This is a genomic window from Polaromonas aquatica (genome assembly GCF_042659145.1).
Classification (GTDB): Bacteria; Pseudomonadota; Gammaproteobacteria; order Burkholderiales; family Burkholderiaceae_C; genus Polaromonas; species Polaromonas aquatica.
In genome coordinates this window covers 67782-87639 of record NZ_JBHSRS010000004.1, presented here as the reverse complement: position 1 = coordinate 87639, position 19858 = coordinate 67782, and the positions used below count along the sequence as shown (strand labels likewise).

Below are 19858 nucleotides of genomic sequence, written 5' to 3'. Positions count from 1 at the left end.
TGAGAAAAGCTGGCACGCGGCACAGCTATTGAAGGCCGCATAATTGAGCAGCTAAGAGGTACGTCCAACAGGGGCAGGTTCAGTGCAAGCGTATGTAGCAGCGCTTACTCCAAACGCAATGCCATGACCGATATGTCCTTCACCGGTCTTTTTTAGTTTGCGCCCGTCATTCCATCCGGTGCCCGCCGTTTACTAGCCTGTCCATCCCTGCGTCAGCAATCGCGTACTCACCAGAACATATGCCCACTTGTTTCGGCAACTGCCACTTGTTGGAGATAGATAAGCTGTCTTTGCGGTCATCGACAATCTCGTCCAAATGCAGTTGGATAGCCACGGAAACTATTGCCAAATCTCATACATCAAGAATCAAAAGTCAAGCCTTCGGTAAAGTGACACGCAGCCTGGGGATGGTGACGACTTTTTTGCGCCAAGGTGGTTGCATGGCCCGAAAACGACTTTGACATCTTCACGCATCGCGTCCAGAAAGCGCCCTGCGGCACTACTCATTTGATCGGTTTGCAGGCTTACTTCTACATCGATAAGCTATGCCTATTTGCACAGATTTCCGTCAACTCGCCGGTATATACGTGGAAACCGCACGATGACTAACCCGAAATCGCCGGATAGTTATCCGGGAAAGATTGGCGCTCTATCAGTTCGATCAGGATGTGGATAACCTTGATGTGCAATTCCTGCGCGCGATCTGCGAACTCTCCGGCCGGTGTAGCTATGCACGCATCGGCGAGGGCTTGCAACTGGGTATCCTTTCTGCCAGTGAGAGCCACTACGGTCATTCCCAACTCCTTGGCGGAAATGGCGGCGTTGACCACGTTAACGCTTTTACCACTGGTGCTTATTGCGAGCAGGCAATCGCCCGCCCGAGCATGACTTTGTAGGTATCGCGAGAAGACTTGGTCATAGCCAAAATCATTTGCCACACAACTCAGATGACCAACGTCACTGATCGCCTGCGCTGCGAGACCGGGGCGATTGCGGCGAAATCGCCCCGTCAACTCTTCGGCGAAATGCATGGCATCGCACATTGATCCGCCGTTGCCACACGTGTAGATGCGCCCGCCAATTTGAAAAGTGCGTAGCATCAGGGTAGCTGTGTACTCGATTGCCGCAAGGGCCTCTTCGTTGGCGAGTAGGTGATCAAGTGCGACCCTTGCCTCGCCAAGTGCGGAGGTGATGAAAAGTCTGTTGACGGATTTCGGGCGTATGTGCATGGGTTCCTTCGCCAATTGGTTTCTTCACACAAACTTCAGTTCGATTTTGCCGGGGCGTCGGCGCACTGGTCCAATCACAATCCTCACGTCGTGGCCCAAGCGAGCCACCAACTCCAACAGCTTGGCCTCGCTGATGCCGCGGAACCGACCTCGGGTTATGCACGAGACCTTGGACTGGTCGATGCCCAACAGCGCGTCAGCATCTTCCTGCGTCAGCCGGCGGCCCTTGATTGCACGACCAATCTCGCCGGCCAGTTGGGACTTGCGCTGCATTTCGCCCGCGTGGACGCAACCCAGGTCGGCATAGACGTTGCTGCTGCCTTCTTCGATGGTAATTTCGTTTTGTTCATACATTTTCGTGCTCCTTGCTTTTCCTGCCAAATACCGAATCCTGCTTCGCGGCCTTAAGGCGGGTGTTGATCAAATCCATGTCCAGTTACGCCGTCGCGATGCCGCTTTTGGACTCCATCTGGAAAGCAGCAGGACATAGACGCAGCCGGCGAATTTGAAGGTGTAGAACGCGAGGTAAGTGTCACCCTGGGGGGCCTTAACCACCTCCAGCACGCCAGTGGAATCGAAACCCGTCATCACTTTGGCATCCTGGTGTTTGCCACTGCCCTGCGCCAAGTCGATGGGGTGGCCGAAGACATCTTTGACATCCTCTCACATCGCATACCGATCGCGCTTAGCGGAGCTGACCCATTTGGTGGACTTGAGAATAAGTTTCCGCATTTCCTTCATTAAATCCATTTGGACATAGTCTTGCTATCGTCGACCTTTTTAGGCGGTTTTTTTTCGCTAGTAGCGGACCGTGAGCGGGCGCCTATGCTGCCAAATTGACGTTAGGCCGGCACCCCACCAGCGAAGCGACTGAATCCATCAAAAATCGACCTAACATTGGATAACACCGCGTTATCCAATGTGATAAACCAGAATCTACCTGCCTTGTTGAGGCATCAACAGTATGTAATTTCATATTACATACCACGGTACGATTGCCGTCTCTTACGTAGTCCAAGGATTTACGAGAACTACGCCCGTATCGGCAAAGTCCGATACGTTGCGCGTCACTACCGTAAAGCTGTGCTCAATCGCCGTTGCAGCGATCATCGCATCACGCTCTGAGCGTGGATTAGGCACATGCAGTGAAGCGCACACCGTAGCGGTGATGTCTGTGAATGGCAATATCTGACCAGCAAATGCTGCCCGCACTCCAGAAAGCCAGATACGCAGCGCGCTCCCCTGGGGTGGCGCGCGTCGCTCCAGTGCAAGGATGCCCATTTCCAACTCAAGGATAGTGATGGCGGACAGGAAGAGATTACTGCTCGGCTGCCCTGCGGCCCAAGTCCGCACCTCGGCGGATTGATGGGGTTTTCCGTGGCGCAGCTCGGAAATGACGTTGGTGTCCAGTACAAACATTAAGCGCCCTCAAACGTTGCACCTTTGAGTTGGAGATTGAGGCGAGGCGGATCGAACTCGACGGCGCCGCCACCAGGAATGCCATCCATGACATCGAGGAGCGAAGGCTTGCTTTGCCCGGCGATGCGGTAGTAGTCGTCGATTTTTAGCAGCGCAAATGCTGGGCGCCCACGGTCGGTAATAAACACAGGGCCATCACCAGCCGCGCGCTTGGCCGCTGACACGTCACGTGTGAAGTCGCGGCTAGAAAACGTATGGATATTCACGTTGATCTCCTGAACTAAGGCAATGTTTGTATGTTACGACAAACGCGGGGACTTGTCAAATTAGCGATTCAGGAGAAATTGAAATACTTTCAACGTTGACAATGAGTTAGGTTCGTTTCTGCGGTTTTTTACATGAATCCCTACCGACCCTCTAGTTCGCCCACTGGCGAAGAGCTTCATAGTGACTACACATCGGGGCCTCGGGTTACTAATTTTTCCGGAATATTAAGCCGTTGTCACTCGGCAATCATATACTGTATATATGTACAGCAAATTGCCGCCAGATGCGCAACTCCTTTTCCCTAGCCCTGGCGGTATGCTTCTCCCGTGGGTGGAGGGGAGTGTGCCGGCTGGATTTCCATCACCGGCTGCCGATTTCGCGGTCAAGAGGCTGGATCTTAGCGAGCTGCTCATTACACACCCTGCAGCTACTTTTATGTGGAAATGCTCTGGCGTGTCGATGATTGGCTTGGGTATTTTCGACAAAGATATTCTTATCGTCAACCGCGCCCTGGTGCCGCCACGACACCTTGATATCGTTGTGGCAGAAATAGATGGCGATTTCACCGTCAAGCAGTACTTCCTGCGTAATGGCACTGTTCAGCTTCGTGCAGCGAACCCAACTTACCCACCCATTCTATTTAAGGACGGTCAGACCATGACAGTCTGCGGGGTCGTGACGGCCGCCATCAAACGTTTTCGGTAATGACATGTTTACGCTCATTGACTGCAACAACTTTTATACAAGCTGCGAGCGTGTTTTCAGGCCCCAACTTAAAACGCGGCCAGTTGTTGTACTTTCGAACAATGATCTTACTGATCAAGTTTGTTAGTAGGATGTGTCATGTCTTCCGGTCTTCCGGGCTTCTGGTATTGGGATTCATCGTCTCTTTGAGACGAGTAGCAGGTGGGGGTCTGGGGGAGGAAACGGAGCGTAATGATATCTGTGGATAACTTGGACCTGGTGCGGTGGCGGGAGATGGATTCCCTCAATGTCCTACGCCTGCTGGCTGAGCACATCAAAGAAGATCCCTCGTTCCATCCACGATCGAGTCATCTGACCACCCGTTGGCACGCCCATGCTGCAGGCCATGATTGGGAGTTCTTGTGCACGGGTCCGAAGTTTTGGGATGTGCGCATGGACCGTGGCGGTGGCGGCGCAATTGATTTGGTCATGCACATTCATGGCCTCAACTTCAAGGCAGCCGCCAAGCTACTGAAAGAGAGGGACGTGTGAGGCTTGTGATGGCTACTGCGGACTTCGCGGTTGAAGGCCGTTCGTTTGCGGGTTTCCCGTTGCTTATCGACGATGACGGATGGCCCCTGGAACCTGCGCAATCGTTCCTGTGGCACACCTTGGTCACCCATGGAAGCATTGAGAGCAAGCTCACTTGGGAAGCGTATGGCCGCAGGCTATACGACTACTTTGCATTCCTGTCTGCCAACGACCTGACCTGGGATGAGGATCAAAAGCCGCATGGGCTGAGCGTTGTGGCCAGGTATCGTGATTGGTCGCTTGGCGAGTTAGGTCTGAATCCAAATACCGTGAATAAGCGGTTGAACCTGGTTGTGCGGTTTTACGATTGGTGCAAACGCCAGGGCTACGTCTCCCATCTGCCATTCGGCATGCGCGACGTTCGGACTCCATCTCATCAGGGGTTTCTTGCCCATGTGGATCGCACGGGTGGCGTGGTCTCAAAACCGATGGTGATGGCCCGCGAGCGTAAGGCAACGATCAAATTCTTGATCAAAGAGCAGGTCAGGCAGTGCCTTGGCGCAAGGCTTGACCCAAGCCATGCTCTTTTGTTCAACCTGATGGTGCGCACCGGGATGCGCTCCTGCGAGGCGCGCTCATTTCCATTGACGTATGTCTTCAACCCGAGAACCCAAACGGGGCTTACACCTGGCCAGATGATCCGCGTCAATCTGGAGCCTGCTGACATGCACCTCAAGTATGGCAAGCCCAGAAGTGTGGATGTGCCGTGGTCGCTGATGGAAGACATGTGGACCTATTCGCTGCACCAGCGCGAGGTCCGGCGGCAAAGGGCTGGGCAGGTCCCGACTGCGCTTGTGCTGACAGAGCTTGGAACTGAATTCTCGAAAGGCGCAGTCGTCGACGCCATGAAAGCCATTGAGAAAAAAGTTGGCTTCCCGGTGAGGGCGCACATGCTTCGGCACACCTATGGAACCTACACGCTGTCGGCTCTGCGCAAAAGCACGGTCTTCCAGGGTGAGCCGTTGCTTTATGTCCGCGACCGCATGGGGCACTCGGATGTGCAAACCACTGCGATCTACCTGCATCTGATCAATCAGTTGGACGCCCAGATCGTTTTGGCCCATGAAGACGAAATGGACATGCTGTTCGCCAACGGTGGCGAGGCCCAGATCGCGATGGGGAATCGTTGATGGCCCGCACAAAGAACTACAAGGCTAAGGCATCTGGAACCGCCACCGACCTGGCCGCTGGCTTGGGAGCAACTGATGCTCTGGTCGAGCTGCCTCCCAATCCGCGAAATCAGAACCTGATTGACCTGCGTCCATGGTTGGGACGTGGCTTTGACGACTGGATTTGGGCAGTGACCACGGTATTGAAGGCCCGGCTCCACAGTGGGAACTATTCGGTGGCAACCATCGTGAGCTTTGCAGCCAACGGGATCAAAGTGTTTCTCCCATACCTTACGGGAAGCCATGTGGACACCATGCCCTCAAGGCCGGCTGATATGGGCCATGGAGATGTCGCGCGATACATCACGTGGCTCAGGCTCAAATACCCCAAGGGCTCCACTGCCAAGAACTACTACAGCGCCTTCAAGTCGGTGGTGATTGGCCTGATGGACTATGGCTTTATCGACCAAACTCCTGAGGTTCTACTGCCCGCCAATCCTTTCCCCATGAACGCAAAGGTGACGCGAGGCGAAACATCTTTAAGTCAGGCGGAAATGCAGAAGTTGGCCACGGCCCTTAAAGTCGACCTGATTGCCATCCATCATGGACGATTTGTGGGATTGGAGTCGGAAGCCATTGTGGCTCTCATGCTCATCATTGGCATGCGCTCGGGCATCAACACAACCCCACTTCTGGAAATGAAGCGGGATTGTTTAGGCCCACATCCTTTCATGCCCAATCTCATGCTGGTTAAAACATTCAAACGCAGGGGCAAGGGCGCGCAATCTACGTCATTGCGGCAGACCCACGTCCACGATCGCGCCGCGACCATTCCTATGGATGGAGTTGCGGTGCTCAAGAAGGCATTGGCCTTAACGGAGTTAATGGTGCCCGATGCACCTGAGGCGATCAAGGATCGTGTTTGGCTCTACCGATCGTCGCAGCGTGGAAAAGCCAAAGGAAAAGTGCTTTGTCTGAATGTGGGAAGCGTGTCCGAACTCACGCGGGCAATCGTTCAACGACACGGGTTGGTGGCAGATGACGACTCACCGTTGCGGGTGACACCTGGACGCCTGCGAAAAACCATGGAAAACCGGCTCTGGCAGCTCAGTGATGGCGATCTGCTTGCCGTGTCTGTAGTGATGGGCCATTCTCCCCAAGTCGCAGACAACCACTACTTGCGCCTTGACGAGCACACCAAGGCTGAAGGCGCGAAATTCATTGGTGAAGCGCTGCCAGCTAAGCTCAGGGGGCAAGACCTCGTGCCAACACCTACGGGTAGTTGCAAAGACAGCTTGCAAGGCGCGCTCGCCCCTAAAGACGGCGCCACACATTGCGCGGAATTCACGCATTGCCTGGGGTGTCCAAGCTATGCCATTGTGGGGACGGTCAAGGACCTGCACCGGCTGTTTAGCTTCCAGCGCTTCCTATTGTCGGAGATGGACTACTACGCCAAAGGAGAGTGGCATGAGTGGCAAGGCCACCATCAAAATCTCATTGCGCAAATCGACCGAATTGCAGTCGATAACTTCTTCCCAGAAATGGTGGAGCAAGCCAAGGCGCTGGCCGAAAAAGACCCACATCCCTTCTGGGCGATACGCATGCGCCAGTCTCAATTGAATCGAGAGGCCCGCTATGGCCGGTAACGCCCTTGGATTGCTACCGCCTAAGGCATACGACCTATTGGCTGACCAGCCCGTCTCATCCAAAGGGCTATCGGAGTCCGCGAAATTCAATATCGTGGTCAGCGCGGTGGCTGACATGGATGGCAGCAATCACGTTCTATCCAGATTTGGTGATTCCATTTGGGACTTCAGACCCTACTTCGAGCAATCCAACGTGGCCGATGGTCAGAAATACATTCCTTGGCCAGGGGATTGCTCGCAGGAGTTGGTCGATGACTGCAAGGCTGTCCTGTATGCATGGTTCAAGCGAGGCTTGCCTGGCTCGAAGCCTCCGGTGGCAATGGGTATCTGCCAGGCTGCCATTGCATCAGCGATTCCGATGATGCGTTGGCTGACTGCACTGAACATCAAGAGATTCGACCAGGTGAAACCCATTCACGTCGTCAACTATGTTCATTACACGAAATCTCGACTTACACGCAATGCAGGTAGCGTCTACGACAGCTTGCGCATCCTGGACTTCTTATGGGTGTTTCGCAACGACACGTCATCCCCGCTTGCTGCATGCCCATGGGGCGACAGCTCGCTGTGGCGGGTCAGTGGTTTGGCAAAACAAGTTGGGGGAACTGAAACCGGGAAAACGCCCATCATCCCTCCTGATGTGCAGGCCAAGGTATTCAACTATTGCGAAGAGATTCTTGCGGCGGCACCAAGAATTCTGAACGAACGCGACGCCGGGAGCTTAGGGCTTAGAAATCCCGCGCTGATTCGTATTCGGGATGCAGCACTTTACGTGCTGTCGATCACGAGTGGCATGCGCAATGAGGAAGCGATCGGGGTCGAGACCGGATCATGGCGCAGCGAAGTGAGAGACGGCATTGAATTCCACTGGGTCGCCACCACCGAGCACAAGACGGGAAAAGGCAGGGTGGAGTTCTTGATACCCGAGCTCACGGTCAAAGTCTTGGATCTGATGAGCCGCTACGCAAAGCCACTTCAAGAAAAGCTGGCTCTTGAAATTGCAGAGATGGAGTGCAACCCAACGCCTCAGGACTTGGTGAATCGGATGCTGCGATTGGCTAAGGCAAAGAGAGATGCCCAAAAGCTGTTTCTGTGCACAAGCCGGTCTGGACACAGTGAGTCGACTGGTTATCACGTTGACGCGCTGTCCAATGGAGGATCAAAGGTTTCATTCCGGCGATTGGCAGAAGCTGCCGGGACCGATTGGCAATTGGCACCCCACCAGTGCCGCAGGACTTACGCGCGCAACGTTGTGGAGTCGCGCATGGGTCGCTCCTCGCTTGTCTTCCTCAAATGGCAGTTCAAGCATTCCAGTATGAGCATGACCCAGTTGTATGCATCCAACCCGATGCAAGACGCATCGCTGTTCGATGAGGTTCTGGAAGAAATGACCGACTTCAAGGTGGATTTGATTGAATCTTGGCTTGGTGACCAGGCCCTGAGCGGCGGTGCAGGACGAGAAATTCAAAAAGCGCGCGCAATTACCCTGAAAAGTCGCACCGCGTTGTTGGCTGAAACAGCAGCCCAGGTTCACATCCGCGCCACGGGCCACGGATGGTGCCTGGCGCAAGAAAAGGGGTGTGGTGGCGCGGGTCTGTATGAAGCGACCCGGTGCGTTGGATGCAAGAACGGCGTCATTGATGAGTCGTTTGCCGAGATCTGGAAAGGCATCTATGCGCAACAGACCGAATTGTTGACCATTGACGATGCTGGCCCAGCGGTCAGGCAACGTGCTGAGCGTGACGTTCAATGGGCGCGCCAAGTGATGGTAGACCTTGGTGTTCTACTGACACCGGATACGTCAAATCTGAATGGAGCTCCAAATGAGTGACCCCAAGGCTCGTAGCCGAAAAAAGACCGTTGATGAAATTCAGCAGGCCATTGCGCAGGTGCAGGCTGGCCAGAGCAAGGTGTCCATCTCTGCGGTTGCGAAGTTGGCTGGAGTCACCCCTGCACTGATTCACAACACCTACCCGGACCTCGCCGAAAAAATCAGAGGGCTGGTAGGCAAGGCGACGCGAACTCAGCGCGATGCCAAGCATGATGCGCTGGTTCGTGAGCGCGAGGTCAACCGTGCTCTGAGGCAGGAACTGGCAGAGGCGCGCGCGGACTTGGCCAAACTTGCATCTGTCAACCAAGTGCTTCTGAACGAAGTAGCCTTACTCAAAGGCATGGCTACTGGCAAAGTGGTTTCGATTCTTCAACCAAAAGGCACAGGCGTTTAGTCCTGTCCAAAGGCTCTGTTCATGTTTGCTCTGGTTGATGGCAATAACTTTTACGTCAGTTGTGAGCGCGTGTTTCGGCCCAGTTTGAACGGTCGTCCAGTGGTTGTGCTGTCTTCAAATGATGGGTGTGCGATTGCACGCAGCAACGAGGCCAAGGCGCTGGGAGTCAAGATGGGCGCGCCGTGGTTCGAGATCCGGCACTTGGAAGAACAGGAAGGTCTGGTCGCGCTGTCGGCCAACTTCGCTTTGTATGGAGACATGAGCGACCGCATGATGAGCATCGCTGCTGGGTTGGGCCCTGCCCAGGAGATCTACAGCATCGACGAGTCATTCATTGGGCTTGATGGGGTTCGCGGCGACCTGACTAAGAGATCGCATGCTGTGCGTGACCGGATCAATCAGTGGACTGGCATCCCCTGCGGCGTCGGTATTGGTGCCACCAAGACACTGGCCAAACTGGCCAATCACATTGCCAAGACCGCCGAAAGAAAGCCTGGCAGTTACCCTGAGAGTTTGGCTACGGTCTGCAACTTGTTAAACCTCCCTGGATCTGATGTGGATGCCATATTGGCTGCGACCGATGTGGGCGAAGTGTGGGGGGTCGGTCGGCGCATCGGACAGCAACTGCGTGACGCAGGGGTGACTTCGGTTCTCGACCTCGCAAGATTGAGTCCATCCATGGTTCGTGATCGTTGGAGCGTTGTATTGGAGCGCACAGTCAGAGAATTGCAGGGGGAGGCATGCATCAGCTTGGATGACGCGCCAAGCCCTAAAAAACAGATTGCTTGCACCCGCTCATTTGGTCAGCCCGTCACTGAAGTTAAGGCTACGCTGAACAAGTTGAGAGGTGGCGCGAGGTTTGCATGTATCGAGACACCAGAGACACGAAGGTGAAGATGAAACAGCAAACCCTGGCGATGGCAGCCGATCAAGGCGACGGCTACGAGCAATACCGCAAGCTCACCAAGCGGGACACATTCCTGGCGACGATGGAGCAGATCGTGCCGTGGCAGGAGTTGTGCTCGGTCATCGAACCGCACTACCCCAAGGCCGGCAACGGGCGCCCACCGATCGGACTGGAACGCATGCTGCGGATGTACTTCGTGCAGCACTGGTTCAACCTGGCTGATGAGGCCTGCGAGGAGGCTCTGCTCGACAGCACGGCGCTGCGCCGCTTTGTAGGCATTGATCTGGGGCGTGAACGTGTGCCTGACGGGACCACGCTGCTGAAGTTTCGCCGCCTGCTGGAGAAGCACAAGCTGGGCGAGGCCTTGTTTGCCAAGGTGGGGGAGGTGCTGCAGGCCCGAGGCATGAAGGTGGGCACCGGCACCATCGTGGATGCCACCATCATCGGCGCGCCCAGCTCGACCAAGAACGCCGACAAACAGCGCGACCCGGAGATGCACCAGACCCGCAAAGGCCAGCAGTGGTACTTCGGCATGAAGATGCACATCGGCGTGGACAGCCGCACTGGGCTGGCGCACAGCGCTGTGGTCACGGCAGCCAACGTGCATGACAAACATCCATTGCCCGAGCTGTTGCACGGGAACGAGCAGCGTGTATACGGCGACAGCGCCTACGCCAGCCAGAGGGCGTTGATCGAATCGAAGGCGCCCCAGGCCAAGGACTTCACCAACCAGCGCGTGCGCAGGGATGGCGAGATCGACGAGGTCGAGCGCTCGAAGAATCACAACAAGTCCAAGGTCCGCGCCCGAGTCGAACACGTCTTTGCCGTGGTGAAGCGGCTCTGGGGCTTTGCCAAGGTGCGCTACCGAGGCCTTGCCAAGAAGGGGGAATCGTACTTTTTGTGCAAATCGGTGCGCCTGAGGTCAAAAACGCCAATCAAATCAAATGCTTATGCTGTAACACTTGGCGGGCCACCGTGCTTTCGTCAAGTGCTTGTTTTGCAACGGCTTTTTCTTGCCATCCGCACCGATTTACACGAAAAGGACGATCACCCCTTTATCGAAGTGTGTCCGGTTCGGGTCTGGTGATTTACCCGCATCGTTGCCGCGGACCGCGCGATGCGGCCTCATGACCGCGACTCGAATTCGGGACGCAAGGCCACCGGCTCGCCGAGGTTCCACAGAGCCCAGTGAAGCTCCATGTCGGCGCTACGCAGGATGGCCTCGATCTGCGGCAGGTCGGTGCCTGCGGTGGCCCGGGCCACCAGCTCGCGGGCCTGTTTGATCAGGTCGATTTGTTCATGGATGTTCATGGCTACCTCAACGGTCCAGGGCGCGCCGCAACTCCTTGGGGCGCTGGTCGACGATGCGTTTGGTCTTGAGCTCAAAGCGCGGCAGGCTCTGCGGTGCCACGGGCACCACCTCTAGCCGGACATGCAAGGCCTTGTGGATACGGTCGCTGGCGTCTGCCGCAATGCGCGGCCATTGCTCCGGCGCCATCGAAGGCTCGGGCTCGAAGCGCACAGTCATCGCGTCGTTGCCGTCGCTATGGGTCAATACCAGCTCGTAGTGCATGCTCACGCCTTCGATCTGACTCAGGATGTTTTCCACCGCGGTTTGGTACACGTTGGTGCCACGGACCGTCACCATGAAGTCGGTGCGCCCCAGCACAGCGCCTTCGAACTTGACCCAGGTACGGCCGCAGGCGCAGCTGTCGCGTCGGCGCACGATGTCGTGGGTACGGTAGTTCAGGAGCGGCTGCGCGGTGTTGGCGTAGCCGGAGACGATGTTCTCGCCCATCTCGCCGGGCGCGGTTTCCCGGTTCGTGTCGGGGTCCAGCGACCAGCTGAACACATTCATTTCGTTCACATGCACGCCATCTCCCAGTGGACAGCCCGGTGCCATCGCGTCCACCTCGGCGATGCCCAACAGCTCGCCTGCCTTGGCACCCCAGGCCTTTTCGATCTGCTCACGCATGCCGGGCAGGGCAGTGGGGCCGGGTTCACCGGCATGGTAGGTGTACTTGATGGAGCTTTGCGAGAGATCGACGCCCATTTCCGCTGCCACGGCTGCGATGCGCAGGGCAAAGGTGGGGGTGGAAATCAGCACGGTCGGCTTCATGCGCTGGATCGCCTGAATGTGCCCCTTGGTGTCCAGTCCGCCGCCGGAAATCACCCGGCAGCCCAGTCGGCGGGCACCCCAGTAAGCGCTCCAGAAACCGGCAAAGTTTCCCCAGCTGAATGCGAAATACATTGTGTCGCTGGGGCGTATGCCCAGACCCCAGAAGCCATAGACCCAGGATTCGCCGTAACGCACTGTGTCGAGCATGGAGTAGGGGATGGCCAGCGGAATGCCGGTGGTGCCTGAGGTTTCGCAATGGTGGGCTACAAACTCCGGCGGCAAGGCGAGGGTGTCACCGTAGGGTGGGCGCTCCTGCTGCAGTTGAATGAACTCGCTCTTGTCGGTCAGAGGCACCTTGCGCTTCCAGTCGTCCAGCGAGTGGATGTCGGACGGCTTGATGCCCGCCGCGTCAAACTTGCGTCGATAAAATGCGGTGTGGTCGTAAGCGTGGTGCGCCAGGGCCTGGAGTCGCTGCAGGTGCAACGCATCCAGTTGTGCCCGGGGCATGGTTTCGGTGCGGCGGTTCCAGAACGGGCTGCCTGCCGCTTCAGGACCGAGTACTGAAGATTTCATCAAAGCCATTGTCTTCTCCGTGCGGATGTGTGAAGATATGCATACTGAATGGATAGTATGTTGCAAGATGCGGATCAACTATCCGGGAATTCCCTAGACTTCGTGGATGTCTCTTTTGAATCAGACTCAAGTGTTTCGCCGGCTTTTGCGCATGGTGCACAAGGCGGGAGGGTCCGCGCACGGCTCCAGCCACCACTTCTCCTTTCATCCTGAGACAGCGATTTTTCCATGCCTGCAGAAATAAAACCGGCCCGAAAAGTAGCAGCCAACGCAACGGCTGCCCCGACCAGAAAGGGGCCATCCACGGGGAACAAAAAGCTCGAGCAGCGCCAGATCAGCATGGAGTCCCTGCTGGAAGCAGCGCTGCGCCTGTTTGTTTCGCAGGGCTACCGGTCGACCAATCTGGAGCAGATTTCGGGTGCGGCCCAACTGACCAAAGGCGCGGTGTATTTTTACTTCCGCAGCAAGGAGGCGGTGCTGATCGAACTGCTCAAGCGGGTGCAGCGCACCGTGGTCGATGAGGCCGTACTTCGCGTCAACGCCGCGGGCCCGGGGTTCACGGACAAGCTGGTGGCCTACATCCATTACCAGGCCGGGCTGGGCATCACGCACCGCGACGAAGTTCTGCTGCTGATCCTGATGTCGCTGGAGTTCAAGGAGCGCGAGGGCGATGTGCAGGTCTTCATTTCAGAACTCTACGAACGCCAGCGCAGCTTCATTGAAACGCTTGTGCACAGCGGCCAGCAGGCGGGCGAATTCCGGGCCGATCTGTCGACCCGCGAGCTGGCGGCCATCATCCTGGCTATCAACGATGGGACCTTTCTCGAATGGTTCCGGCGCTCTGCCACGCTGGAGGGGCCTGAACTGGTTCGGGCGTTGCGTGCCGCAGTACTGGGTGCTGCCACGGTGCCCCCCGCGGCAAGCCTGCAGGCTTGAGTGGCTGCCCGCGCTTACCCGGTTCCTTTGTTTTTCGCTGGCGCCCGGACCCGGGGTTTTCCCTAATGAATTGGCGTTGCGTTTAACATACCATCCGGATAGTATTTAATTATCTCGCAGCTCACCCACCCATTTTTTCTGGAGATCATCATGGAAGTGCAGGACGCAACGCCAATGCAGACCTACAAGCAGGGCGACCCCCATATGCCCGCCGAATTCCGCGAGATGCTGATCAAGCTGCTGCTTGACGAGCATCTGGAAAACAACGGGAACACCGAATACCGGAAGATCCTGGCCAATATCGCGAACGCGGGCATGCGCTTTGCGCCGCACGGGCGAGTGATGCAAATCGAGGCTGAAATCCTGCGCCAGGAAGTGCACCACGGCAAAATCTGCGAAGACCTGCTGATCGGCCTGGGTGCGCCTACCGCGATGCCTGTCCGCATGAGAGTTACCCCCTCAGCAAGCATGGCGAGCGGCAGGACTTTGTGCTGGTCTGCAACAAGCACCTGTGGGAGTTCGATGCCGCGAGCGGCGAGCACATCAGCCGCCTGCAGCGGCCCGAATGCAACCTCAAGCGCTACCCGACGCGCGAAGTCAATGGAATGATCGAGGTAGACATCAGCGCGGTGCCCGCAGCTTGAATCTTTGTTTCTTGCCGGTGGCCGTCTTCGGCAGTTCGGAGACGAACTCGATCCAGCGCGGGTACTTGTACGGTGGCGATGCAGGTTTCTCGAAGCGTGCCGGCGCTTACCTGGTAGATGTCTTTCAAGTGCTCAACGCGCAACTTTTCTCCGGGTGCGTAACGGCACATCAATGATGTCCCGACGCAGGCGCCTGTAAGCAGTCTCGATCAGCGTGCGAGGCGCATCGTCCGGGTCAAAAGCCGAAGCGCCGTCCAGACCCAACTGGGCGGCTGTTTGAAGTCTGGTTTCCGGATGTGTTGTGTTTGTGTTTGTTTTTTCTCATAGTCATGTTGAAGGCGTCGTGCGCCAGGAGCGCATCGAGACCAGCCAACTGGCGGTGGACACCCACGGCTACACCGACTTTGCCATGGCGCTGGCTCGACTGCTGGGCTTTGATCTTTGCCCACGCCTGAAAGAATTGAAGCAGCGCCACCTCTATGTGCCGCGTGACACGGGCCAGCTTCTGGGCGCGCTGGGACAGTTGCCGCAGGACGCGCTGGCGGTAGCGCTCCTCGTAGTAGTCTTGGCCTTGATCGGTGCTGGCCCTTGGTGAGCATCGTGTAGATCAGCCTCGCGAGCTTGTGGGCGGTAGCGGCCACCGCCTTGGGTTTGTCCATACGCGCGCACCTGCGCCTGAAGTACGCGCCCAGTGCCGACTGGCTGGCGCGCAGTCCTGCGGCGGCCAGACGCAGGGCCTGTGCGGCACGGTTGGCACAACGTTTGGTCTTGCCGCTCATCACCTTGCCACCGGTGATCTTGGTACCCGGGCACAAGCCCAACCAGCTCGCGAAGTGTCCGACTGTGGGAAAGCGTGACATGTCCGCTCCCGTCTCGCTGATGACCGCCAGCGCCGTGGTCACGTCGATGCCGTCGATGCGCGTTATGTCCACGCCGCACATCTTGAAGAGCTGCGTGCGCAGGTCAAACTTCGGTGCGTTGCGGGCGCAACCCCGCCTCTTGCCCTTGGCGGGTTCTCCATCATGCGCTTGCAGAGTTTGCAACTGTGCCTCGATCACCCGGTCGCACTCGCTCAACTGCGTGCCAACAAAGTCGAATGCGTCCAGCGCTTGTTTGAGTGCGAACAGATGCTCGGCTCGCCAATTGCCTTGCAGGCTCTTGGCGATCTCCTCGATGCTGGCGCGGATACGCACGTCCTTCAGTGCCCCCAGCACCTGGCCATCACGCTCGCCTGCGACGATGGCGCGCAGGATCCTCTGGCCCGTCTCGCCCACCACATCGGAGATGACATTGGCCAGCTGGACGTTCATCTGTGTGAGCGCCTTTTGCATGTGCTGGACGTCCCGGCCCTGGCTGCGCAGCAGCATTGCACGCTGGCGCCACAGCGAGCGCAGCACGCACACCTGCTCGGCTGGGCGAAACGCTCCGCTGAGCAGGACGTATGTCATGAGCTGCTGCAGCCACTGGCAGTCCAGCACGTCGGACTTGCGTCCCGAGACGTTCTTCACATGGCGTGCATTGACCAGCAGCACCGTGAAGCCGCGCGCCTCCAGCAACTCGAACACGGGGATCCAATAGACCCCGGTGGATTCCATCGCCACCGTGTCCACACCACAGGCCGCCAGCCAATCGGCCAGCGCGTTGAGGTCCACCGTGAAGCTTGGAAATTCACGCACCGGCTCATCATCCCGGTCAGGCGGCACGGCCACAAAGTGCGAGGCGCTGCCGATGTCGATGCCAGCGGCGTTGGGGTGGGTGATTGTCAGGGCCGCTCGGAATTTGCGCGATTTAAGGTTGATGTTGCGATTACGTTGCGCCATGGTTTGCTCCATCATTCAGGTTGGAATGTGGCGCCGCATCGGGTACGTCGTCTTGCTCACTCTCTCAAACGGGATATCGACTCAGCGGCTGCAAACCGTCCAGAGCCGATTCACCAATGTCGATGACGTCACCCAGGACCACGCTCATACGCGGGCAGTACGCACCATTGTCTGATCGGTCTTCAGCGGCTCCGCACTCCACTTTGCCACACCGAAGGCACATAGTGTTTCTTCGGCGCGATTTGCGGCAGTGGGCCGATTACTACGCTCATACCTGATTTGGAAAATACTACCTTCCTGTTTGGACCAAACTCGGCTGGCTAAGAGTGCCGTGGAGGATGCTCTCGAAATAGTGGGATTGCTAAATCAGCACGGCCCCGTTGGCAAGGCTGCTCACAATGACCTGCTGGACATCTTCTTCGATGGTCAGCATGACATGCGGGTGGTGGAGCGGATATCGGTCAAAATTTGAATCGCCCGCTGCGATGATTCATTCGGTAAAGGGCGTTGACATCGCCCGGATGCGTTCCACATGCGCCAGCAGGGAGCGCAGGGCCACGGGCCACAGCGGCGGGTCGGTGTCGTCATAGGCCAGCGCCAGCCAGTCGTTCATCGTGCCCTGGGGCCTGGCCTTCATGGCGGCCGCCACTTTGGCCTCGCGCTTGAGCCGGTGAGCCTTAAGGTGCGCAATCGCTTGCTTCGCCGCGCCCAGCACGTAGCCGTGGGCCGGCAGAAAGAAGTCAATCTGGTGCTCGTCGCAAACCGCGCTCAGCCGATCCAGCGAGGTGAGGTAGGCCGTCATCTCGCCGTCGGGCGGACTAACCACCGTGGTACTGCCGTTCAGGACATGGTCGCCCGAAAACAGCAGGCCGTCTTCCAGCAGGACCAGGCACAGGTGATTGGCCGCGTGGCCAGGGGTCAGTATCACCATTAAATTGTGCTCCAGCCCTTTACCCATCAGCGTGAGAAGCTCCTGATTTGATAGCGAGCGATCGGGTGTGAACTCCGCATCCGGGCGTGCGGTGGAGGCAGAGGCCAGCCCCAGAATGGGCGGATGGCCTGCGCAGAGTGCCTGCAGCGGCCTGGCGGCGGGTGAATGGTCGGGGTGGGAATGGGTGCAGACAATGGCCGCGATGCGGCCGCCGGTGGCTTCAAAAAGACGCTGGATATGCCCCGCGTCATTGGGGCCGGGGTCAATCACGATGTAGCCGCTGTCGGTATCCCCCACGATGTAGCTGTTGGTGCCCGGCCCGGTCATCATGCCGGGGTTGGGGGCGGTCAGGCGCATGACGTTTTTCAGCAGCCGCACGGGCTGCGTCGTTTGCCAGTCCAGGGGGTGCAGGATTTGCCCGTCGGGGCAGGTCAGTGCCAGTTCGCCGTAGGGCGCGTCAATCTCCATGTAGCGCGCCTCTTTGCCGGCCAGCAAGCCCGCACGCGGGCAAGAGGTCCACAAGGGTTGCTCGGACGCACAGGCCTTGAGCACGTCGTCGACGGTTTCGTAGGTCTCAAGCCGTTGCAGTGTCCGGATGGTCGGGAAGATGATGAAGAAGCCGCCGACCTCGTGCCGCGCCAATGCCTCGGCCGGGTGTACCCAGACCGGCTCGAACTGCTCGGCCTCGTCGGCCACCGGGCTTTGGCCTTCGGGCATGCGCGCCACCAAAAAAGGCACGTCAAAGCGACGCGGTAAATCACGGTCGGTCACCCAGTGGGCCAGTACAAACACCTGGTCACCGGCCAGCGTGAGGCCGCGCGCTTTGCACTGTCCGGCAAACGGGGCCTTGCGGTCCAGCGCCGCGATGTCTGCGGTGCTGGCGTAGCTGCCGTCGGCATGGCGCGCCAGCAACACGCCCAGCTCTTCAAAGCTTTCGCGGATCGCCGCAATCGCCTGCGTCAGGTGCAGATCACTCTGGCTGGCGCGCCGGGTCGATTGCGAATGCGCGGCCGCATCCGCCGCGTCCACGCCGCCGCCGGGGAACACATAGGCGCCGGGCGCAAAGCTGGCCGTCATGGCGCGCCGTGTCATCAGCACTTCGAGGCCGCCTGCCGTGTCACGCAGTAGCAGCACGGTGGCGGCCGGGCGCGTGGGGGCGGGTTCGCGCTGGGGGTAAAGGAGTTGGGAGGGTCTGACCATAAGGAATCACGCTGCCGGCTGGCTGGCGGCTTCGGCCGCAAAGTCCCCGTCCAACCTGGCGTTGTCTGCCTTGAAAATCGAGGGGTAGGTGCGCCGCATCTCCTGCTGGATTTCGTCAAAAGGCACGTCGTTATAGACGCCTCTTTGGCGCACGTACTCCATGTGCAGCCGGTTGCTGGTGTCGTAGGGGTGGAGCATCGCGTCGTTGCGGCCGTCAAAGTCCAGCGGAGCGACGCCGAAGCGCGCGCACAGCGCGAGGTTGAAGCAGGGCGTGGCCTTGACCCACCGGCCCTCGACCCAGAGCTCCGCATACCCGTGAAAGATGAAGACGTTGGTGCCCAGGTGGTCCAGCAGACGCCGGGTGGCGAGATGGTTGCGCACGTCCGCGTAGCCCACGCGCGCGGGAATGCCCAGACAGCGCGCGGATGCCGCCATCAGCGCCGCCTTGGGAATGCAGAATCCCCGGCCTTCCTCGATACAGGTACTGGCGCGGTAGCTTTTCGGGTCTGCGTAGTCGATGTAGGGGTCGTAGCGGAAGTCATCGCGCACGCGGTAATAGAGCCGCTTGATCTGTTCGACCGGGTCACTGGCCTGGCCGATGGCGTCGCGGGCGAAATGTTTGACTTTGCTGCTGCCGCTGTCCACAAAAGTGCCATTGGCCAACAGTTGTGAGGAAGTTTCGGTTAATGTCATGGATTCTTTGAGGTTGTCGGACGGAGGAACACGGTGGAAATTTGTTTACATACTGCGTGGTCAGTATGAAATAATCAGCTTTCCTTGTCAAACGCATGTCGCCAGCATTCCGATCCAACCGCAATAAGCAACTTGAAGCACATGGCAACCAGCACCACCGAAAAGCCCGCCAAGAACGCGCGGGCGTCCACCAAGCACGAGCAGCGCGAAGCCAGTACCGAGAAGATCCTGGCCTCGGCGCTCAGGCTGTTCGTCTCCAAAGGCTACCGCTCCGCCACGGTAGATGACATTGCCAGCGCCTGCGAGCTGACCAAGGGGGCGGTGTACTTTTACTTTCCCACCAAGGCCGCGATCCTGCTGGCCCTGCTGGACGAGATCGAGGAGGTGATGGTCCACAGGATGGTGACGCGCGTCTCCCAGGCCGGGCCGCTGGTTGCCGACAAGCTGATCGCCTTTCTCCACTCTGGTGCAGGCACGGGTAACGAGAAGCCGGCGCTGATCCTGCTGTTCATCCTGATGCTGCTGGAGTTCAATGGCGCCGAGGACGAGATTGAGGTACGCGTCAAGGCCATCTACCAGCAGATCTGCATGTCGGTGGAGGAAGTGGTGCACCGCGGCAAGCTCGCCGGAGAGTTCCGCACGGACCTGGAAACGCATGAAATTGCCGCGATCGTGATGGCGATGTACAACGGCACCTTCATGGAGTGGTACTGCCGGCCCAACTACCTGCAGGGCCGTGAATTGGTACGGGCCGCGCGCGAAATCACCCTGCGCGGCATTCTGAAACAGCCTGCCTGAAACCGCGCATCGCGCGCATTTGGGGTAATCCCTAATAAGTTTTGCAGATTCTGCGTTGACAACGCCC

General features: G+C 58.1%; 19 protein-coding genes and 6 pseudogenes. 13 read left to right on the top strand and 12 right to left on the bottom strand.

Translation table 11 applies throughout. From position 1 onward, the window contains the following. Positions 1 to 166: 166 nt before the first annotated feature. From ACFQND_RS02335 to ACFQND_RS02310, 6 genes are all read right to left on the bottom strand, one after another. The gene (locus tag ACFQND_RS02335; RefSeq protein ID WP_377412188.1) at positions 167 to 334 is read right to left on the bottom strand and encodes a hypothetical protein; all 168 of its coding nucleotides are present in this window, start codon (positions 332 to 334) and stop codon (positions 167 to 169) included. Between the two features lie 271 nt (positions 335 to 605). After that, positions 606 to 1229, bottom strand: a complete 624-nt coding sequence (locus ACFQND_RS02330) for an SIS domain-containing protein (protein WP_377412185.1) — start codon at positions 1227 to 1229, stop codon at positions 606 to 608. Between the two features lie 24 nt (positions 1230 to 1253). Next, positions 1254 to 1583 carry a helix-turn-helix domain-containing protein gene (locus ACFQND_RS02325; protein WP_377412182.1) on the bottom strand — a complete coding sequence of 110 codons (330 nt, stop codon included), beginning with the start codon at positions 1581 to 1583 and terminating at the stop codon, positions 1254 to 1256. A 66-nt stretch (positions 1584 to 1649) separates the two neighbouring features. Next, positions 1650 to 1856 carry a hypothetical protein gene (locus ACFQND_RS02320; RefSeq protein ID WP_377412178.1) on the bottom strand — a complete coding sequence of 69 codons (207 nt, stop codon included), beginning with the start codon at positions 1854 to 1856 and terminating at the stop codon, positions 1650 to 1652. Between the two features lie 378 nt (positions 1857 to 2234). Beyond that, entirely contained in the window at positions 2235 to 2648 is a 414-nt protein-coding gene (locus tag ACFQND_RS02315) for a type II toxin-antitoxin system VapC family toxin (RefSeq protein WP_377412175.1), read from the bottom strand. After that, positions 2648 to 2914: a hypothetical protein gene (locus tag ACFQND_RS02310; RefSeq protein WP_377412172.1), complete on the bottom strand. Its 267-nt coding sequence runs from the start codon at positions 2912 to 2914 to the stop codon at positions 2648 to 2650. Before ACFQND_RS02310 ends, ACFQND_RS02315 begins: the two co-directional genes overlap by 1 nt. Before the next feature lie 262 nt (positions 2915 to 3176). Between ACFQND_RS02310 and ACFQND_RS02305 the strand changes: the two genes are divergently transcribed. From ACFQND_RS02305 to ACFQND_RS02265, 9 genes and pseudogenes are all read left to right on the top strand, one after another. Further along, positions 3177 to 3620: a LexA family protein gene (locus tag ACFQND_RS02305; RefSeq protein ID WP_377412169.1), complete on the top strand. Its 444-nt coding sequence runs from the start codon at positions 3177 to 3179 to the stop codon at positions 3618 to 3620. Between the two features lie 4 nt (positions 3621 to 3624). After that, positions 3625 to 3726: pseudogene (locus ACFQND_RS02300) on the top strand (Y-family DNA polymerase); the annotation flags it as partial. Between the two features lie 167 nt (positions 3727 to 3893). Further along, entirely contained in the window at positions 3894 to 4151 is a 258-nt protein-coding gene (locus ACFQND_RS02295) for a hypothetical protein (RefSeq protein ID WP_172727818.1), read from the top strand. Between the two features lie 8 nt (positions 4152 to 4159). Continuing rightward, positions 4160 to 5320 carry a tyrosine-type recombinase/integrase gene (locus tag ACFQND_RS02290; protein WP_210436287.1) on the top strand — a complete coding sequence of 387 codons (1161 nt, stop codon included), beginning with the start codon at positions 4160 to 4162 and terminating at the stop codon, positions 5318 to 5320. Next, positions 5320 to 6945, top strand: a complete 1626-nt coding sequence (locus tag ACFQND_RS02285; protein ID WP_377412164.1) for a hypothetical protein — start codon at positions 5320 to 5322, stop codon at positions 6943 to 6945. The genes ACFQND_RS02290 and ACFQND_RS02285 overlap by 1 nt, the downstream gene beginning before the upstream one ends. Then, positions 6935 to 8776 carry a tyrosine-type recombinase/integrase gene (locus ACFQND_RS02280; protein ID WP_210436286.1) on the top strand — a complete coding sequence of 614 codons (1842 nt, stop codon included), beginning with the start codon at positions 6935 to 6937 and terminating at the stop codon, positions 8774 to 8776. The genes ACFQND_RS02285 and ACFQND_RS02280 overlap by 11 nt, the downstream gene beginning before the upstream one ends. Beyond that, on the top strand, positions 8769 to 9170 hold the full coding sequence (locus tag ACFQND_RS02275) for a TetR family transcriptional regulator (protein WP_296338479.1): 402 nt from the start codon (positions 8769 to 8771) through the stop codon (positions 9168 to 9170). Before ACFQND_RS02280 ends, ACFQND_RS02275 begins: the two co-directional genes overlap by 8 nt. A gap of 21 nt (positions 9171 to 9191) precedes the next feature. Then, positions 9192 to 9992: pseudogene (locus tag ACFQND_RS02270) on the top strand (Y-family DNA polymerase); the annotation flags it as partial. A gap of 74 nt (positions 9993 to 10066) precedes the next feature. After that, positions 10067 to 10975: pseudogene (locus tag ACFQND_RS02265) on the top strand (IS5 family transposase); the annotation flags it as partial. Between the two features lie 227 nt (positions 10976 to 11202). Here the strand turns inward: ACFQND_RS02265 and ACFQND_RS02260 are convergent. Continuing rightward, entirely contained in the window at positions 11203 to 11388 is a 186-nt protein-coding gene (locus ACFQND_RS02260; RefSeq protein ID WP_371438016.1) for a hypothetical protein, read from the bottom strand. Between the two features lie 7 nt (positions 11389 to 11395). Then, positions 11396 to 12769, bottom strand: coding sequence for a phenylacetate--CoA ligase family protein (locus ACFQND_RS02255; protein ID WP_377412161.1), 1374 nt, complete (start codon positions 12767 to 12769; stop codon positions 11396 to 11398). A 228-nt stretch (positions 12770 to 12997) separates the two neighbouring features. Here ACFQND_RS02255 and ACFQND_RS02250 point away from each other — a divergent pair, with 228 nt between their 5' ends. Next, positions 12998 to 13705 (top strand): TetR/AcrR family transcriptional regulator, encoded by a 708-nt coding sequence (locus ACFQND_RS02250; RefSeq protein WP_371438014.1) that lies wholly within the window; start codon positions 12998 to 13000, stop codon positions 13703 to 13705. 392 nt (positions 13706 to 14097) lie between these two features. Then, positions 14098 to 14349: a Rieske 2Fe-2S domain-containing protein gene (locus ACFQND_RS02245; RefSeq protein WP_371438021.1), complete on the top strand. Its 252-nt coding sequence runs from the start codon at positions 14098 to 14100 to the stop codon at positions 14347 to 14349. A gap of 86 nt (positions 14350 to 14435) precedes the next feature. Here ACFQND_RS02245 and ACFQND_RS02240 read toward each other — a convergent pair. Next, a pseudogene (locus ACFQND_RS02240) lies at positions 14436 to 14613 on the bottom strand (GntR family transcriptional regulator); the annotation flags it as partial. Positions 14614 to 14680: 67 nt separating this feature from the next. On the opposite strand from ACFQND_RS02240, the pseudogene ACFQND_RS02235 reads away from it, so the two are divergent. After that, positions 14681 to 14839: pseudogene (locus ACFQND_RS02235) on the top strand (Tn3 family transposase); the annotation flags it as partial. A 9-nt stretch (positions 14840 to 14848) separates the two neighbouring features. Here ACFQND_RS02235 and ACFQND_RS02230 read toward each other — a convergent pair. The 3 genes and pseudogenes from ACFQND_RS02230 to ACFQND_RS02220 all read right to left on the bottom strand — a co-directional run. After that, positions 14849 to 16169: pseudogene (locus tag ACFQND_RS02230) on the bottom strand (IS110 family transposase); the annotation flags it as partial. 490 nt (positions 16170 to 16659) lie between these two features. Beyond that, on the bottom strand, positions 16660 to 18300 hold the full coding sequence (locus ACFQND_RS02225; protein WP_371438013.1) for an MBL fold metallo-hydrolase: 1641 nt from the start codon (positions 18298 to 18300) through the stop codon (positions 16660 to 16662). A gap of 6 nt (positions 18301 to 18306) precedes the next feature. Beyond that, entirely contained in the window at positions 18307 to 18993 is a 687-nt protein-coding gene (locus ACFQND_RS02220; RefSeq protein ID WP_371438012.1) for a transglutaminase-like domain-containing protein, read from the bottom strand. Between the two features lie 141 nt (positions 18994 to 19134). On the opposite strand from ACFQND_RS02220, the gene ACFQND_RS02215 reads away from it, so the two are divergent. Beyond that, a complete protein-coding gene (locus tag ACFQND_RS02215) occupies positions 19135 to 19791 on the top strand; it encodes a TetR/AcrR family transcriptional regulator (protein WP_371438011.1) in 657 nt (218 codons plus the stop codon). Positions 19792 to 19858: the final 67 nt, after the last annotated feature.

Excerpts from the sequence above, each read along its gene's own strand:
- ACFQND_RS02330 (WP_377412185.1), bottom strand. The coding sequence starts at position 1,229 with ATGCACATACGCCCGAAATCCGTCAACAGACTTTTCATCACCTCCGCA.
- ACFQND_RS02325 (WP_377412182.1), bottom strand. The coding sequence starts at position 1,583 with ATGTATGAACAAAACGAAATTACCATCGAAGAAGGCAGCAGCAACGTC.
- ACFQND_RS02315 (WP_377412175.1), bottom strand. The coding sequence starts at position 2,648 with ATGTTTGTACTGGACACCAACGTCATTTCCGAGCTGCGCCACGGAAAA.
- ACFQND_RS02305 (WP_377412169.1), top strand. The coding sequence starts at position 3,177 with ATGTACAGCAAATTGCCGCCAGATGCGCAACTCCTTTTCCCTAGCCCT.
- ACFQND_RS02295 (WP_172727818.1), top strand. The coding sequence starts at position 3,894 with ATGGATTCCCTCAATGTCCTACGCCTGCTGGCTGAGCACATCAAAGAA.
- ACFQND_RS02290 (WP_210436287.1), top strand. The coding sequence starts at position 4,160 with ATGGCTACTGCGGACTTCGCGGTTGAAGGCCGTTCGTTTGCGGGTTTC.
- ACFQND_RS02285 (WP_377412164.1), top strand. The coding sequence starts at position 5,320 with ATGGCCCGCACAAAGAACTACAAGGCTAAGGCATCTGGAACCGCCACC.
- ACFQND_RS02280 (WP_210436286.1), top strand. The coding sequence starts at position 6,935 with ATGGCCGGTAACGCCCTTGGATTGCTACCGCCTAAGGCATACGACCTA.
- ACFQND_RS02275 (WP_296338479.1), top strand. The coding sequence starts at position 8,769 with ATGAGTGACCCCAAGGCTCGTAGCCGAAAAAAGACCGTTGATGAAATT.
- ACFQND_RS02260 (WP_371438016.1), bottom strand. The coding sequence starts at position 11,388 with ATGAACATCCATGAACAAATCGACCTGATCAAACAGGCCCGCGAGCTG.
- ACFQND_RS02255 (WP_377412161.1), bottom strand. The coding sequence starts at position 12,769 with ATGAAATCTTCAGTACTCGGTCCTGAAGCGGCAGGCAGCCCGTTCTGG.
- ACFQND_RS02250 (WP_371438014.1), top strand. The coding sequence starts at position 12,998 with ATGCCTGCAGAAATAAAACCGGCCCGAAAAGTAGCAGCCAACGCAACG.
- ACFQND_RS02225 (WP_371438013.1), bottom strand. The coding sequence starts at position 18,300 with ATGGTCAGACCCTCCCAACTCCTTTACCCCCAGCGCGAACCCGCCCCC.
- ACFQND_RS02220 (WP_371438012.1), bottom strand. The coding sequence starts at position 18,993 with ATGACATTAACCGAAACTTCCTCACAACTGTTGGCCAATGGCACTTTT.
- ACFQND_RS02215 (WP_371438011.1), top strand. The coding sequence starts at position 19,135 with ATGGCAACCAGCACCACCGAAAAGCCCGCCAAGAACGCGCGGGCGTCC.